Source organism: Xanthomonas sp. NCPPB 3570, assembly GCF_056725115.1.
This window is the reverse complement of record NZ_CM161513.1, coordinates 740881-756668: the sequence shown is the minus strand read 5'-3', so window position 1 is coordinate 756668 and position 15788 is coordinate 740881. Positions and strand designations below refer to the sequence as shown.

Here is a 15788-nt window from a genome sequence, read left to right as displayed (position 1 = left end):
TCCCCCTACAGCGATTGCAGACGGCGCCCGAGGGCGCCGTCTGCGTCTGCGGCCTAGCCTGGGCGCATGTCCCATTCGGCCACCCCCTCCTTCGACGCACCCACCGATCCGGCCCTGCTGCTCCTGTCGCTGGCCGGCGGCGCCAGCGCCCCGCGCCGGCAGTTGCTGGAGCGGCATGGCAGCCCGGCTGCGGCGCTGACCGCCGGTCCCGCCGCCTGGCATGCCGCCGGCCTGGATGCGGCGCAGATCGCCGCGCTGCAGCGTCCCGATCGCGCTGCGCTGGACACCGCCGAACGCTGGCTGGCGCAGCCGGGCCGGCATCTGCTCGGTTGCCACGATCCCGACTACCCCGCCCTGCTGCGGCGCACGCCCAACCCGCCGCTGGCGCTGTACGTGGACGGCGATCCCATGGTGCTGTGGCATCCGGCGGTGGCCGTGGTCGGCAGCCGCGCACCCAGCGCAGGCGGCCGCGACAACGCCTACGGCTTCGCCCTGGCCCTGGCCGCGGCCGGCTTCGCGGTGACCAGCGGCATGGCCAGCGGCGTGGATGCCGCCGCGCACCGGGCGGCACTGTCGCGCGCCGACGGACGGACCGTGGCGGTGGTCGGCACCGGTCCCGACCTGGCCTATCCGCGCCAGCATGCCGCCCTGCGCGACCAGATCGCCGAACGCGGCGCGGTGGTCAGCGAGCATCCGCCCGGCACCCCCGCGCGGGCGGGCCACTTCCCGGCGCGCAACCGCATCATCGCCGGACTGAGCCTGGCGACCCTGGTGATCGAGGCCGCCACCCGCTCCGGCGCGCTGATCACCGCGCGGCTGGCGGCGGAGGCCGGGCGCGAGGTGTTGGCCCTGCCCGGCTCGATCCACAACCCGCTGGCACGCGGCTGCCATCTGCTGATCCGCGACGGCGCCGGGCTGGTGGAAAGCGCCGAGGAGGTGGTGGCCGGCGTCGCCTCGCTGGCCGCCGAACTGGCCGACGCCTTGCGCGGGCGCCTGAACGCCCCCACACAGGGAGCCAACACCGCGCGCGGCGCCACGCCGGCCTTCTCCGACCCCGACTACCAGCGCTTGTGGCAGGCGCTGGGCCACGACCCCATCTGTATGGATTCAGTCATCGCACGCAGCGGATTGACGGCCGCAGCGGCGTCCTCCATGCTGCTGGCCATGGAACTGGATGGCTACGTGGCGGTCGAACGCGGTCGTTACACCCGCAAACCCTAGTTTCTTCACCTCCACAGCGTCTCGCGACGCAGGCCGAGGGGCAATGAAAGAGAGCATTCTGGATGTCCTGCTGTACCTGTTCGAACACTATTTCAGCGAAGACGCGGATCCGGTCCGCGATCGCGACTCCCTCCAGAATGGCCTGATCCAGGCCGGTTTCAGCCCCACCGAGATCAGCAAGGCGTTCGACTGGCTCGATGCCCTGGCCGATCAGCGCCCGGCCGTGGCGCAGCCGCGCATCGACGGTCCGATCCGCATCTACCACGGCCCGGAACTGGACAAGCTCGACGTGGAATGCCGCGGCTTCCTGCTGTTTCTGGAGCAGCACGGCATCCTCGACAGCGACCAGCGCGAACTGGTGCTGGACCGGGCCATGGCCCTGGACCAGGACGAACTGGACCTGGACGACCTGAAGTGGGTGGTGCTGATGGTGCTGTTCAATCAACCCGGTGCCGAGGCGGCGTACGCGTGGATGGAAACGCAGATGTTCGTCGACGAGCCGGAGCCGGTCCACTGAGCCGCTGACGGTCGCGCACGGATGCACGAAGACACCTCCCCATTGGCGGTCTGGTATTACGTCGATGCCGCCCGCGAGCGGCATGGGCCGTTGCCGGCGTCGGCGCTGCTGGAGCGCCTGCACGACGGCCGCCTGCAGCGCGACACCCTGGTCTGGCGCGAAGGCCTGCCGGAGTGGCGGCCGCTGCATGCGCTCGCCGCCGAACTGGGCCTGCCAGACGCCCCCACCCCGCCGCCGTTGCCGCCGACCCTCCAGGCGGCCGCTCCCGCAGGCCCCGCTGCTGCCCCGCCACGCAGCGGCCTGTCCGGCTGCGCGATCATGGCCATCGTCGGCGCCGTCGCCGGCGTGCTGCTGGTGGCCTTCCTCGGCATCGGCGCGGCGATCGCCTTGCCTGCCTATCAGGACTACCTGGCACGCGCGAAGGTCGCGCAGGCGCTCGGCACCCTTGCGCCACTGAAGGACCAGATCGGCGCATTCACGGCGCAGGAGCACCGGTGCCCGGTGAACGGTGACACCGGCTTCGGCACCCCGCAGAGCTATGCCGGCGACGCCATCGCGCAGGTGCGGATCGGCCGCTTCGACAACGGCCACTGCGGCCTGGAAGCCACGCTGCACCTGCCCGGCACCAAGCGCCTGGATGGCAAAGCGCTGTGGCTGGACTACGATGAGCGCACGTCCGCCTGGAACTGCAGTTCCGACCTGGACGATCGCGTCCTGCCGGTCCACTGCCGCGGCGGCTGACCGGCGCACCGTTTTCGACTGCAACTCCCGGGGAACAGAATGACTGAGTGGTACTACGCCGATGCGGCGCAGCAGCGCCATGGCCCGCTGGCGGCCGCCGACCTGCAACAGCGCTTCCAGCGCGGCGAGATCGGGCTATCCACCCTGGTCTGGCGCGAGGGCCTGAGCGAATGGCGCACACTGGCCGAGTTCGTCGACGAGCTTGGCCTGGCCCAGGCGCCGCCCCCGGCACCTGCGCTGCCCCCCTCGGAGATCGGTACGGACGTGCCACCGCCCGCCCCGCCCCCGGCCGTGCCCGACGCCTGGACCGCGCCCGCCGTGGCGGCATCGCCCTACGCGGCGCCCAGCGCCATGCTGGACAGCGGCACGCGGGTGGTCGGCGGCGGCGAGGTGGTGCAGGCCGGGTTCTGGAAGCGCGTAGCCGCCTACCTGATCGACGCGGTCCTGGTCGGCATCGTCTCCAACGTGATCCAGTTCGTGGCGATCCTCGGTTTCATGGGGGTCAACCGCGTCGGCAGCGAGCCCAACTTCACCTCCGCCGCCGGCATCATCATGTTGCTGATGATGTATCTGGTGCCGCTGGCGATCTCGGCCCTGTACTACGGCCTGTTCCACGCCTCCACCAAGCAGGCCACGCTGGGCAAGATGGCGGTCGGCATCAAGGTGGTGCGCACCGATGGCAGCCGCATCACCGTCGCCCGCGGCATCGGCCGCTATTTCGGCTTCATGCTGAGCGGCCTGACCGTGGGCATCGGCTACCTGATGGCGGCCTTCACCGAGCGCAAGCAGGCCCTGCACGACATGCTCTGCGACACCCTGGTGGTGGACAAATGGGCCTACACCGACCACCCGGAATGGCAGCAGCGCAAGCTGGGCACGGTCACCGTGGTGATTCTGTCGCTGTTCGGCCTGATGATGGCCGGCGCGCTGCTGGTGGTGATCCTGGCGATCGGCATGGCCGCCAAGGGCGGCTGGCACTGAGTCCGGCGGCCTCCGGGGGCCGCGCGGCGGCCCGCCCCGGCCGGCGCCGGCTTGACAGCGGGCGCCGGACATGTCCACTAATAAATAAGCGCCGTTGCTGAACGCCCGGGGGTTCCGCCCCGGGCGTCGGCTTCTCTGCGAGACCGCAACGCTTCACTAACCGGAGCAATTGCGCCACCCTACCGCCCCCAGGGCGTCCGCCCACGCCCATCGAAGCCCGACCCGCCATGTCCAAGCACCTGCTCATCGTCGAATCGCCCGCCAAGGCCAAGACGATCAACAAATACCTCGGCAAGGATTTCCACGTCCTGGCCTCGTATGGGCACGTGCGCGACCTGATCCCGAAGGAAGGCGCGGTGGATCCGGACGACGGCTTCGCGATGCGCTACGCGCTGATCGACAAGAACGAGAAGCACGTGGAGGCCATCGCCAAGGCGGCCAAGGCGGCCGAAGACATCTACCTGGCGACCGACCCGGACCGCGAGGGCGAGGCGATCAGCTGGCACATCGCCGAGATCCTGCAGGAGCGCGGGCTGCTCAAGGGCAAGCCGCTGCACCGGGTGGTGTTCACCGAGATCACCCCGCGCGCGATCAAGGAAGCGATGGCGCAGCCGCGGCAGATCGCCGGCGACCTGGTCGATGCGCAGCAGGCGCGCCGCGCGCTGGACTACCTGGTCGGCTTCAACCTGTCGCCGGTGCTGTGGCGCAAGGTGCAGCGCGGCCTGTCCGCCGGCCGCGTGCAGTCGCCGGCGCTGCGCATGATCGTCGAGCGCGAGGAGGAGATCGAAGCCTTCGTCGCCCGCGAGTACTGGTCCATCGCCGCCGACTGCGCGCACCCCTCGCAGCACTTCAACGCCAAGCTGATCAAGCTCGACGGGCAGAAGTTCGAGCAGTTCACCATCACCGACGGCGACACCGCCGAGGCCGCACGCCTGCGTATCCAGCAGGCCGCGCAGGGCGCGCTGCACGTCACCGACGTGGCCAGCAAGGAGCGCAAGCGCCGCCCGGCGCCGCCGTTCACCACCTCGACCCTGCAGCAGGAAGCCTCGCGCAAGCTCGGCTTCACCACCCGCAAGACCATGCAGGTGGCCCAGAAACTGTACGAAGGCGTGGCGATCGGCGACGAAGGCACGGTCGGCCTGATCTCGTACATGCGTACCGACTCGGTCAACCTGTCGCAGGACGCGCTGGCCGAGATCCGCGACGTGATCGCCCGCGACTACGGCATCGCCTCGCTGCCGGACCAGCCCAACACCTACCAGACCAAGTCCAAGAACGCCCAGGAAGCGCACGAAGCGGTGCGCCCGACCTCGGCGCTGCGCACCCCGTCGCAGGTCGCCCGCTTCCTCACCGACGACGAGCGCAAGCTGTACGAACTGATCTGGAAGCGCGCGGTGGCCTGCCAGATGATCCCGGCCACGCTCAACACCGTGAGCGTGGACCTGTCGGCCGGCAGCGAACACGTTTTCCGCGCCAGCGGCACCACCGTGGTGGTGCCCGGCTTCCTGGCCGTGTACGAGGAAGGCAAGGACAACAAGAGCGCCGAGGACGAGGACGAGGGCCGCAAGCTGCCGGCGATGAAGCCCGGCGAACGCGTGCCGCTGGAACGCATCCTGGCCGAGCAGCACTTCACCCAGCCACCGCCGCGCTACACCGAAGCGGCGCTGGTGAAGGCGCTGGAAGAGTACGGCATCGGCCGCCCCTCGACCTACGCCTCGATCATCCAGACCCTGCTGTTCCGCAAGTACGTGGAGATGGAAGGTCGCAGCTTCCGCCCGTCCGACGTCGGCCGCGCGGTCTCCAAGTTCCTGTCCAGCCATTTCACCCAGTACGTGGACTACGACTTCACCGCCAAGCTCGAGGACGAGCTGGACGCGGTCTCGCGCGGCGAGGAGGAGTGGATCCCGCTGATGTCGCGGTTCTGGGAACCGTTCAAGGAACTGGTCGAGGACAAGAAGGAATCGGTCGATCGCGCCGAAGCCAGCGGTGCGCGCGAGCTCGGCACCGACCCCAAGACCGGCAAGCCGGTGAGCGTGCGCCTGGGCCGCTTCGGGCCGTACGCGGCGATCGGCAGCACCGCCGAGGACGCCGAGGACAAGCCCAAGTTCGCCTCGCTGCGGCCCGGCCAGAGCATGCACACCATCACCCTGGAGGAGGCGCTGGAGCTGTTCCTGATGCCGCGCAGCCTCGGCCAGGACAAGGGCGAGGAGGTCAGCGTCGGCATCGGCCGCTTCGGCCCGTTCGCCAAGCGCGGCAGCGTCTACGCTTCGCTGAAGAAGGAAGACGACCCCTACACCATCGATCTGGCCCGTGCGGTATTCCTGATCGAGGAGAAGGAAGAGATCGCGCGCAACCGCATCATCAAGGAATTCCCCGGCAGCGACATCCAGGTGCTGAACGGCCGCTTCGGCCCGTACATCAGCGACGGCAAGCTCAACGGCAAGATCCCCAAGGATCGCGAGCCGGCCACGCTGAGCCTGGACGAAGTGCAGAAGCTGCTGGAGGAAACCGGCAAGCCGGTGCGCAAGGGCTTCGGCGCCAAGAAGGCCGCGGCCAAGAAGGAAGCCGCACCGAAGAAGAGCGCGGCGAAGAAGGCCGCCGCCGACGCCCCGGCCAAGCCGGCGGCGAAGAAGGCGGTCAAGAAGGTCGCGAAGAAGACCGCCAAGAAAGCGGTGAAGAAGGCCGCCAAGAAGACGGTGACCAAGGGCGGCTGATCCGCTCTGCGGATGACCGAGGGTGGCCCAATGCGCCACATCGGATAGTACGAGCGCGGCCGCTGAGCCGTCTTCTCGCGGTGCCCACGGCGTCTCTCAGCGCCTGAAGAACCGCGACACCGCGGCTGTCTGTGGGAGGGGCTTCAGCCCCGACGCGTTATCGGCAAGGTGTCGGGCCGCCCCTTCTCCCACAGAATGGCGGCACGGCCGGAGACTTGCGAAAAATCCCGAGTCCCGCCCATCCGACCCTCATTGTCCTTAGACGAGGACGTGCCGCATGATGCGCGCATGACCGACCTGTCGCTGAGCCATGCCGTCGCCGTCCTGCGCCAGGGCGGCGTGATCGCCTACCCCACCGAAGCCGTGTGGGGCCTGGGCTGCGATCCGCACGACGAGACCGCCGTGACCCGCCTGCTGCGGATCAAGCAACGGCCGGTGGACAAGGGCCTGATCGTGGTCGCCGCCGAACTGGATCCGCTGCGTCCGCTGCTGGACCTGTCCGCGTTGCCAGCAGACCGGCTGGCCGCGGTGCTGGCCAGCTGGCCGGGACCGCACACCTGGATCCTGCCCGCCGCCGCGCACGCGCCGCCGTGGGTCACCGGCGCGCACCAGGGCATCGCCGTGCGGATCAGCGCGCATCCGCTGGTCGCCGCCCTGTGCCGCGCCTGGGGCGGCGCCCTGGTCTCGACCAGCGCCAACCGCGGCGGCGAGCCGCCGGCACGACAGCGCAGCGAGCTGGACCCGCTGGTGCTGCGCGACCTCGATGGGCTGCTCGATGGCGACACCGGCGGCCTAGCCCAGCCGACCCCGATCCGCGACGCCGCCAGCGGCGAGATCCTGCGCGCCTGAGGCGCTGCTCTTCGGCACGCCTGTCGTCCACCGTGTCGGCGTCTGGCGGCAACGGCGCGATGGAGCCACATGGGCACTTCGCGCCGGACCCTCACCCCAACCCCTCTCCCGACGGGAGAGGGGCTAGCTGTTCCCTTCTCCCATTGGGAGAAGGTGGCCCGAAGGGCCGGATGAGGGTCGGGCGAAGCCTGGTGCACTCAAACTACGCGAGTCGCTTCGCGCCGGACCCTCACCCCAACCCCTCTCCCGACGGGAGAGGGGCTAGCTGTTCCCTTCTCCCATTGGGAGAAGGTGGCCCGAAGGGCCGGATGAGGGTGCGGGCGCAGCCTCGTGCACTCAAACTACGCGAGTCGCTTCGCGCCGGACCCTCACCCCAACCCCTCTCCCGACGGGAGAGGGGCTAGCCGTTCCCTTCTCCCAATGGGAGAAGGTGGCCCGAAGGGCCGGATGAGGGTGCGGGCGCAGCCTCGTGCACTCAAACTACGCGAGTCGCTTCGCGCCGGACCCTCACCCCAAACCCCTCTCCCGACGGGAGAGGGGCTAGCCGTTCCCTTCTCCCATTGGGAGAAGGTGGCCCGAAGGGCCGGATGAGGGTCGGGCGAAGCCTCGCAGCGACAGAGCAACGCGCCAGTACTGCACGAGCGCGCCCTGGCCGAGGCCGGCGGCCCCTTACAGCAGCTGCGAAATGCTGCAGGAAGCGCGCTGGCCGACCCGCGGCCTGCCCGATGCGCGACAAGACCCCGCTGCGCACCACCCGTGCCATCGCCTCCTGAATCCCCGCTCGCCTGCCCTTTCCCTGGCCGCCCAAGGCGCGCAAGATGCGCGCATGCGCCGCTTTCTTCGCCCGTTGCTGCTGCTGAGCCTGTCGCCCTGGATCGGCGTCGGCTGGGCGCAACAGACGCAGACGGTCAGCAGCGAAGGCAGCACCGGCTCAGTGCGCATCTACCGCTGCATCGCTGCCTCCGGCGCGGTCAGCCTGCAGAATGCGCCCTGCGAGAATGCGCGCCGGCAGCAGGTGCTGGACATGCAGCGCCCGCGCGATCCGCCGCCGCGCCCGACCACCACCGTCAGCACCGATCCGGCGCGCGGCGAGGCCTCCCCGGCGCCGCTGCCGCAGCGCGAACTGCGCATCGTCACCGTGCAGCCGGCGCAGCCGATGTACGAGTGCGTGACCCCGGAAGGCACGCGCTACACCAGCGACGACAACGCCGGCAATCCGCGCTGGGTGCCGCTGTGGGCCTATGGCTATGCCGAGGGCCCGTACGCGCGGCCGTCCGGGCGCGGCCCCGATGGCCGCTCGCCCGGCCGTCCATACCCGCCAGGGCCACCGCCGCCGGGAGTGGCCGCCGGCGCCGGCGTGATCGTGCCGGCCGGCAGCACCCTGATCCGCGATACCTGCACGGCGCTGCCCGAGCAGGAGGTCTGCGCGCGCCTGAGCGACCGCCGCTGGGAGTTGATCCGTCGCTACAACAGCGCCCTGCAGAGCGAGCGCCATGCGCTCGAAACCGAACAGCGCGGCATCGATGCACGCCTGGCGCGCGACTGCGGCGGCACCTGATGCGCCGTGCGCTCTGCCTGGCCGCGTGGCTGGCCTGCGCCGGCGCGGCGCACGCCGAACCGGTGGTGTTCTATCGCTGCACCGACGCGCAGGACAACCTGACCATCCAGAACCAGCCCTGTCCCAAGGGCATGCGCCAGCAGAAGAAGATCATGCAGGGCGTGAGCAGCGCCGCACTGCCGACCACGCTCGCGTCCAAGCCCGCGCCATCGTCGCCCCCGGCGAGCGCTACGAACGATGCCACGCCTGCGGACGCGCCGGCCCCGGCCGACACCGCGGCGGCTGCACCGCCACCGCCACCACCTCCAAAGCTGCCACCGCCATCGCTGTACACCTGTACCACCCGCGAGCAATCGTCCTACATCGGCGAGGCCGCCGAACCGCCGCCGCGTTGCGTGCCGCTGCACACGACGGACCTGGACGGTGGCCCCAACCAGGCCGGTGGCAGCGCCTGCGAAGTGCTGCGCGACCAGTGCCAGCCACTGCCCGCCGAGCAGCTGTGCGATGCCTGGAAGAATTACGTGGCCGAAGCCGAGACGCACTGGCGCTTCGCCGTGCCCGAGCATGCCGAAGCGCTGCACGCGGAGTTCGAACGCCGCCAGCACCTGCTCGAGGCCAGCAACTGCGGCGCAGAGCCGCCCGCGCCGTAATCCGTCTCGCTCGCGCGCGGGTGTGCGCCTGGTTGCGTAGGAGCGGCTTCAGCCGCGACCGGACGTTACCGGGAAAGCCCGGTCGCGGCTGAAGCCGCCCCTACGGATTACCCCCGCAGCCGATCCACCGCGGTAAGCGCGCACCCACCTTTGTGGGAGGGACTTCAGTCCCGACGGCGTACGCCCGGTGCCTCCTGCACTGCGCTTTCGGCCGGCGCACGGCGCGCACGCAGCCGCCGCACAGCCGCTAGAACCCGTAACGCAAGAACCCGCCGTCCACCGCAATGCATTCGCCGGTGATGTAGCTGGCCGCCGGCAGGCACAGGAAGCCGACCGCCGCCGCCACTTCCTCCGGTTCGCCGATGCGGCGCATCGGCGTGCGCTCGATCACCTGCTCGTAGTAGTCCGGGTCCGACAATGGGCCGGAGGTGCGGCGGGTGCGGATGTACCAGGGCGCCACCGCATTGACCCGGATGCCGTCCTCCGCCCATTCGGCGGCGAGGTTGCGGGTGAGCTGGTGCAAGGCCGCCTTGGTCATGCCGTAGGGCGCGCCGCTGCGCACGTGGGTCAGCCCGGACACGCTGCCGACGTTGACGATCGCCGAGGCCGCGTGCTGCGCAAGCAGCGGATGCGCGTAGCGCGACAGCTCGAACGCGGAGAACAGGTTGGTCTCGAAGATGCCCCGCCACTCGTCCTCGGTGTAGTCCACCGCGGGCTTGCTGACGTTGCCGCCGGCGTTGTTGATCAGCAGATGCAGGCCGTCGGCATGATCCTCGACCCAGTCCAGGATCTCGCGGCGGTCCTCGTCGTCGGCGACGTCGGCGGCCAGCGCCAGGATCTCGCGCTCGGGAAAGGCCTCGCGCAGTTCATCGCGCACCGCTTCCAGCGCGTCGATATCGCGCGCCACCAGCAGCAGGTCGGCGCCGAACCCGAGCAGTTCGCGCGCGATCGCCAGGCCGATGCCGGCACTGGCGCCAGTGATGAGCGCGGTCTGTCCGTCCAGCCGCCAACGGTGCTGCATGCGCGTGCCTGTGTGCTCACGTGAGAGGCGTAGGATGATACCTCCACCCTCGAGGAGGTCGCCGCCATGTCCGCACCACTGCGCAGGATGACGTTGGCATTGCCGCTGCTCGCACTGCTGGCCGCATGCAAGCCGGCACCGCCGCAACCGCCCGATGCGCCGCCACCGCCGAAGGCCAGCGCGTTGCGCAGCGCCATCGCCCAGCCACTGGACCGCGCCAGGCAGACCCAGGCCACGCTCGACCGCGCCGCGTCCACACAGAACGCCGCGCTGGACGCCGCGACCGCGCAATGAACAACGCCGGCCACGGGGGCCGGCGTTGCAGGAAGCAGGCGACGCGCTCGCATGAGCGCGCCGCTGCCGGCGCGGGACCGGCTTACAGACCGCAGAAGCAGTAGGCCAGCGCCTTCACCGGTGCGCCCGGACGGGTGTCGGCCGCGTCCTTGACGAAACGCAGTTGGGTGTCCAGTTCCGGCATGCTGCGCGCCAGCAGCGCATGGCCCAGCGCCGAGTCGCTCAGCATCCACACGCCCAGGCGGCTGCCGGCGAACCCGCTGACGAACTGCGCGAACGGCGTGGCCGGCTTCTCCACGTAACGCACCCGGTACTTGTCCGGGCCGCCCAGCTTGGCGCGCGCCGCGGCATCGGCCACCGCGTCCTTGAAGCCGCCGAACGCGTCCACCAGCCCGCGCTCCTTGGCCTGCGCACCGCTCCACACGCGGCCGCGCGCGACCTGGTCGATGGCCTCGACCGACTTGCCGCGCGCCTGCGCGACCTTGCCGGTGAAGTCGGCATAGCCCTTGTTGATCACCGACTGGATCAGTTGGCCCACCGCCGGATCCATCGGCCGGGTCATGTCGAACGCGCCGGCGAAACGGGTGGTGCCGACGCCGTCGGTATGCACGCCGATCTTGTCCAGGGTGCGGGTGATGTTGGGGATCATGCCGAAGATGCCGATCGAGCCGGTGATCGTCGACGGATCGGCGTAGATGCGATCGGCGTTCATGCTGATCCAGTAGCCGCCGGACGCGGCCAGGTCGCCCATCGACACCACCACCGGCTTGCCGGCGGCCTTCAGCGCCACCACCTCGCGGCGGATCTGCTCCGAGGCGAACACTTCGCCGCCGGGCGAATCCACGCGCAGCACCACCGCCTTGACCGCGTCGTCGTCGCGCGCCTGGCGCAGCAGCGCCGCGGTCGACTCGCCGCCGATGCGGCCGGCCGGCTGTTCGCCGCCGCTGATCTCGCCCGCGGCGACCACCACCGCCACCTGCGGCCGCGAATCCACCGGCGAACGGCGCAGGTCCAGCTGCTGCAGGTAGCCGTCCAGGTCGACATTGCGGTAGCCGGTGTCGGCATCGTCGTCGGCGACGCCGCGCTTGGCCAGCAACTGCTCGACGTCCTCGCGGGTCTTCAGGCCGTCCACCAGCTTCTGCTGCAGGGCGAACTTGGCCAGGTCGCCACCGGCGGCGGCCACGCCCTCGGGCATGGTGTCGATGCCGGCGTTGATCTGCTCAGGCGCCAGCTTGCGCGCCTTGGCGATGTCGGCCACGTAGCGCTGCCACACATCGTTCATCCAGAACAGGTCGGCTTCCTTGGATGCCGCCGAGGCCGCGTCGAGCACGTACGGCTCGGCGGCGGACTTGTATTCGCCGACCTTGAACAGGTGCACGTCCACGCCGAGCTTGTCCTGCAGGCCCTCGCGGAAGTACTGGCGGTAGCGGCCCAGGCCTTCCAGGGTCATCGAGCCCATCGGGTCCAGGTAGACCTCGTTGGCCTGCGCGGCCAGCAGGTACTGCCACTGGTTCAGGTTGTCGCTGTAGGCGACGATCTGCTTGCCGGAGCCGCGCAGGTCCTGCAGCGCCTTCTCCACCTCGCGCATCGAGGCGAAGCCGCTGGGCTGCAACTTGTCCAGGCGCAATGCAACGCGCTCGATCTTGGGATCGGTCTTGGCCGCCTCGATCGCGCGCACCAGGTCGCGCAACTGGATCTCCTGCGCGCCCTTGTCGTTCATCGCCTTGGCCAGCGCGCGGCTGACCGGGTCGGCGCTGAACTGCTCGACCAGCTTGCCTTCCGGCGCGATCAGCAGCGTGGTGCGGTCGCGCAGCGCCTTGCCGCCGTCGCCGCGCGCCATGGCGAACACCATCGCCAGCAGGATCAGCAACAGGAAACCGAAGAACACCAGGTTGAAGATCAACCGGCGGGTGAAGTTCATCACATCCCACAGGCCGACGAAGAAGTTGGCGACGGGGCTGCGACGCACGGGTTGGTTCATGGAAAACTCCGAAAGGTAGGCGTCTTGCGCCTGCGCAGCATACCGGCTGCGTCAGGCGCCGCACATGCGTCTGAAGTCAGGGGGCCGCCGAGGCGCCCGACAGCCGCGCGCTGCTCCAGCGGAAACGCGCGCCCATCATCACCGCGGCCGCGGTCAGGCCCAGGATCAGGCCGATCCACATGCCCTGCGGTCCCCAGCCCAGCCACAGGCCGAGGCCGGCGCCCAGCGGCATGCCCAGCCCCCAGTAGGAACACAGGGCCAGCAGCATCGGCACGCGGGTGTCCTTGAGGCCGCGCAGCGCCCCGGCCGACAGCACCTGCACGCCGTCGGGGAACTGGAAGGTGGCCGCGTACAGCAGCAACGTGGAGGCCAATGCCGCCACCGCCAGGTCGCTGGTGTAGATGCCGACGATGGCGTCGTGGCCGACCAGCAGCACCAGCGCCGACAGCGCCTGGGTGCCGAGTACGATCGCATAGCCGGCCCAGGCCGCGCCGCGCACGCCCACCGCATCGCCCGCGCCGGCGGCGCGGCCGACCCGTACCGTGGTCGCTTCGGCCACGCCCATCGGCACCATGAAGCACAGCTGCGCCACGTTGATCGCGATCTGGTGCGCCGCCGCCGGCACCTCGCCGAGCCGCGCGATCAGCAGCGCGGTGACGATGAACAGGCCGCCTTCCATCAGGATGGTGACGCCGATCGGCAGCCCGGTCCTCAGCAAGCCGGCGATCGCGCGCGGATCCGGCGCCTCGAACTGCGCGAACAGGCGCAGCGGCGCGAAGCGCCTGGACCGCGCCAGGTAGACCGCGAAACACAGCGCCTGCGCCCACATCGTGATCGCCGAGGCCATGCCCAGGCCGCCGGCACCGTGCTCGCGCAGGCCCCACAGGCCGAAGGTCAGCGCATAGCCGAGCGGGGCCAGCAACAGCAGGCCGCCGAAGCCGAGCAGCATGGTCGGCAGGGTCCAGTGCATGCCTTCGCTGAGGTAGCGCATGCAGAAATACAGGACCAGCGCCGGCACGCCCCAGCGGATCGCATGCAGGAAGTCGCGCGCGCCGGGCACGATCTCCGGGGCGATGCCCAGTTGCGGCAGCGCCATCGGCATCACGCTCAGGAACGCGAACATCAGCAGGCCCAGGCCCAGCGACAGCCACAGCGCCTGGCGGAACAGCGGCCCGATCTGCGCCTGGCGCTTGCCGCCGTCGAGCTGCGACACCGACGCGGTCAGGGCGATCAGGGTGCCGATCGGGATCATCATCGGCAGCCACAGCAGCGCGGTGCCGACCGTCACCGAGGCCAGCGTGCGGGTGCCGTGGTGGCCGGCGATCACGTTGTCGATGAAGCTGATCAAGCCGGTGGAGACGTGCCCCAGGACCAGCGGCAGGGCGAGCTGCGCGGTGGTGCGCAGTTCGCGGCCCCGGACCGGGGCCGGGGTGGAAGACGAAAACATTGCAAGACTCTGGCGATCCCGCCGACTGCGGCCGCGCAGACAGCGCCGGACACCGGGTGGCGGAGGCCGCGCATTCTACCTGCTGCGGCGGATGACTGCGTTGCCGCGCGCGGCTCAGCGCGCGGCGCGCTGCTTCAGCCAGGCGCCACGGCTGTCGGTACTCTGCGCCAGCAGGTCGCGGCGCAAGGCAGCGCGGTCCTGCGGCGGAGTGCGTTGCGACAGCAGCGCAAGATGCTCGCGCTGGTCCGGCGGCAGGCTGCGCAGCAGGCCCAGCAGCGCTTGCCGCTGCGCCTCGGGCACATAGCCCAGCAGCGGCTGCAGCGCCCAGAACTCGGCGCCCAGTTCCGGGCCGAGCAACCAGCCGTGGCGCTCCAGTGCGTCCATCTCGGCGAACTGCGCGTGCAGGCTGTGCTGCTGCTCGATCGGCAGGCCGGCGAAGGCCGTGGCGACCTGGCGCAACCGCGCCTGCGCCGCCGCCGGCAGCGCGTCCCAGGCGGCCTGGCGTGCGCGCAACTGCGCTGGGGTCAGCGCCGGTGGCGTGGCCGCCGCCGCGGCGGGCGCGCCGGCCGGGACGACCGCAGCGACCGGCGGGTTTTCGGCCGCCTCGGCCAGATCGGCGGCGCTGGGGGCGCTGCGCTCGATCCGCGGCGGCGGCGCACCCGCCGCGTACCACGCATAGAAGTCCAGGTCGTAGATCGCCGGCTCCGGCAGCGGCGCCGGCGGCTCGGCCGGCAGCGGCGGCGCGCTGGCGGTGTCCGACTCCGGCGGCAGCACTTCCACCTGCACCGGGCCGGTATCGCCCAGTGCCAGGCTCGCGTCGCTGCCGCCGGCCGCGGCCGCGGCACGGGAACGGTGCCAGGGCAGGCGGTCCCAGAACACGGTGCCGACCAGGGCCAGGACCACGACGGCGATCACCGCCCCGGCCAGGCGCGTGCGCAGGGCCGGGCGCGCACCACGGCGGCGCGGGCGCGCGGCGGCCGCAGCAGGTGCCGACGCGGGCGCCGCCGCGGCAGCGGGCGCCGTGCTGCCGGCGATCGCCGCATCGCGCAGCTGCGCCAGGGCCTGCAACCGCGCCGGCGGCAGGTCGCGCAGGCACTGCTGCGCCGCATCGGCCAGCGCGCGCCAGCCTGCCGCATCCGGGCGGCCTGCGGCATCGCGCGGGCAGGCCCGCGCCAGCGCCTGCTGGTAATCCTCGGTGGACAGCTGCAGCACCTGTGCGGCGAGCGGCTCGTCCAGCCCGGCGACGATGCGCAGCAGCAGCGCCAAGCGGTCGGCCGGCTGCAGGCTGCGCAGATGGGCCAGCGGCGCCGGCCAGGTGCCCTCGGCGGCATCGGCCTGGCGCAGTGTCGGCACCGCGCCGAGCAGCTTCCAGAACCGCAGCGGCCAGTCGGCCATCGGCAGCGACGCGGCGTGGCTGCGGAAGGCCCGCATCGCGGCCGCCAGGGCGGGCAGGCCACGCTCGGGACGGCCGCTCTGCAGGTCGGCCAGGACCGCGGCGCGGCGTTCGATCCCGCGCAGGAACGCGGCCAGGGCGGGCGGTGCGGCCACGCCGTCGGAAGGGGACGTGGCGGTCATCGGAACTCCATCATCGGCGCGATGATAGCGAGGCGGCAGCCGCATCGCGCGCTTGACAGAAGCGCCGCGATCGGCTCATCCGCGGCCACCGCGACGGCGGGTTGTGCACAGCGCCTGGAATTGCCTGCGACATGTCTTGTCAAGCCCCCGCGAAACCATGTTGCATCTGTGTTTCACGGCCAAGTTGTTGTTCTTAAAAGAATAAATGCGATTGGCGCTTTTTTGTCCAACTCGTGGCA

12 protein-coding genes and 1 pseudogene are annotated in these 15788 nt (G+C 70.8%); 9 read left to right on the top strand and 4 right to left on the bottom strand.

Annotated elements, in window-relative coordinates:
* The first annotated feature begins 66 nt into the window (after window positions 1-66).
* From dprA to AC1PLR_RS03280, 8 genes are all read left to right on the top strand, one after another.
* On the top strand, window positions 67-1221 hold the full coding sequence (dprA, locus tag AC1PLR_RS03315) for a DNA-processing protein DprA (RefSeq protein ID WP_481102661.1): 1155 nt from the start codon (window positions 67-69) through the stop codon (window positions 1219-1221).
* 43 nt (window positions 1222-1264) lie between these two features.
* Window positions 1265-1738, top strand: coding sequence for a DUF494 family protein (locus AC1PLR_RS03310; protein WP_010340686.1), 474 nt, complete (start codon window positions 1265-1267; stop codon window positions 1736-1738).
* A gap of 21 nt (window positions 1739-1759) precedes the next feature.
* Entirely contained in the window at window positions 1760-2479 is a 720-nt protein-coding gene (locus tag AC1PLR_RS03305; protein ID WP_481099865.1) for a pilin, read from the top strand.
* Between the two features lie 39 nt (window positions 2480-2518).
* Window positions 2519-3460 (top strand): RDD family protein, encoded by a 942-nt coding sequence (locus AC1PLR_RS03300; RefSeq protein ID WP_481102660.1) that lies wholly within the window; start codon window positions 2519-2521, stop codon window positions 3458-3460.
* Window positions 3461-3687: 227 nt separating this feature from the next.
* Window positions 3688-6174 carry a DNA topoisomerase I gene (locus AC1PLR_RS03295; protein WP_481102659.1) on the top strand — a complete coding sequence of 829 codons (2487 nt, stop codon included), beginning with the start codon at window positions 3688-3690 and terminating at the stop codon, window positions 6172-6174.
* A gap of 288 nt (window positions 6175-6462) precedes the next feature.
* A complete protein-coding gene (gene tsaC / locus AC1PLR_RS03290) occupies window positions 6463-7023 on the top strand; it encodes an L-threonylcarbamoyladenylate synthase type 1 TsaC (protein WP_371183805.1) in 561 nt (186 codons plus the stop codon).
* Between the two features lie 826 nt (window positions 7024-7849).
* Window positions 7850-8581 (top strand): DUF4124 domain-containing protein, encoded by a 732-nt coding sequence (locus AC1PLR_RS03285; protein WP_481102658.1) that lies wholly within the window; start codon window positions 7850-7852, stop codon window positions 8579-8581.
* Window positions 8581-9231 (top strand): DUF4124 domain-containing protein, encoded by a 651-nt coding sequence (locus AC1PLR_RS03280; protein WP_481102657.1) that lies wholly within the window; start codon window positions 8581-8583, stop codon window positions 9229-9231. The genes AC1PLR_RS03285 and AC1PLR_RS03280 overlap by 1 nt, the downstream gene beginning before the upstream one ends.
* A 247-nt stretch (window positions 9232-9478) precedes the next feature.
* Here the strand turns inward: AC1PLR_RS03280 and AC1PLR_RS03275 are convergent, their stop codons facing one another.
* Window positions 9479-10252, bottom strand: a complete 774-nt coding sequence (locus AC1PLR_RS03275; protein WP_481102656.1) for an SDR family oxidoreductase — start codon at window positions 10250-10252, stop codon at window positions 9479-9481.
* Between the two features lie 66 nt (window positions 10253-10318).
* On the opposite strand from AC1PLR_RS03275, the gene AC1PLR_RS03270 reads away from it, so the two are divergent.
* Entirely contained in the window at window positions 10319-10546 is a 228-nt protein-coding gene (locus tag AC1PLR_RS03270) for a hypothetical protein (protein ID WP_481102655.1), read from the top strand.
* An 82-nt stretch (window positions 10547-10628) separates the two neighbouring features.
* On the opposite strand, the gene sppA is transcribed toward AC1PLR_RS03270, so the two are convergent.
* The 3 genes and pseudogenes from sppA to AC1PLR_RS03255 form a co-directional block, all read right to left on the bottom strand.
* Window positions 10629-12527 (bottom strand): signal peptide peptidase SppA, encoded by a 1899-nt coding sequence (sppA, locus tag AC1PLR_RS03265; protein WP_420008881.1) that lies wholly within the window; start codon window positions 12525-12527, stop codon window positions 10629-10631.
* A 76-nt stretch (window positions 12528-12603) separates the two neighbouring features.
* Window positions 12604-13974, bottom strand: coding sequence for an MATE family efflux transporter (locus AC1PLR_RS03260; RefSeq protein ID WP_481102654.1), 1371 nt, complete (start codon window positions 13972-13974; stop codon window positions 12604-12606).
* A gap of 615 nt (window positions 13975-14589) precedes the next feature.
* Window positions 14590-15549: pseudogene (locus tag AC1PLR_RS03255) on the bottom strand (hypothetical protein); the annotation flags it as partial.
* Window positions 15550-15788: the final 239 nt, after the last annotated feature.